At 59.5% G+C, this 568-nt stretch carries 1 protein-coding gene; it reads right to left on the bottom strand.

Annotated elements, in window-relative coordinates; translation table 11 throughout:
* On the bottom strand, positions 1 to 311 hold a 311-nt coding region (locus tag QHC67_RS19065), incomplete at its 3' end, for a hypothetical protein (protein WP_319296739.1).
* Positions 312 to 568: the final 257 nt, after the last annotated feature.

The raw sequence follows: 568 nt of genomic DNA, 5'->3' as shown, positions 1-568 counted from the left end.
GTGGGTGGCGATCGACGTGACTGTCTTCGCTTTTCATAATCGGATTTCCGAGACCGTCCACGGGGTTTGCCCCGCGGGTTCTTTTCCCGGATCGCTGCGGTCGGATCAACGGCGGACACCTCCCACTCGACGAGCATCCAGACATAATCGGCGAGATTGCCTAGCATGTTTCTGGCCCCGTTTTCGGAGACTTGCCGTTGCATTCTCTGCTCGAAGAGCGCCTGAGCATCGAGAACTAACTGCCGCGACAGCGCGCCTCTCCTGACCGTCCAACGGTCCTCTCTGCCGGACGGTTCATCCACGAAAGGCACGCGCGCCGTCTCGTCTACCTCATCGGAGACAGGTTTCGCCTCTCCATAGGTGGTGGAATCGAGCCTGGTCCGCCTCATTGCTTCACCGACGAGCGATCAGAGCCAAAGACGCGGCTACCGAAGCGATTCGCCAGATGGCGCGATACGGCGGCGGCATACCTTCGCTGTCGCCAAGCCGTTGGACTATGATAGACGCCGACCGCTTTCCAATAGTCGCGTGTTACGTGTCAATCGGCGTCCAAAAAGGACCCCCTATC

The sequence above is a fragment of the Sphingobium sp. genome, assembly GCF_033795625.1.
GTDB lineage: Bacteria > Pseudomonadota > Alphaproteobacteria > Sphingomonadales > Sphingomonadaceae > Sphingobium.
The sequence above is the reverse complement of the archived record's forward strand: the minus strand, read 5'-3'. Positions and strand labels throughout refer to the sequence as shown.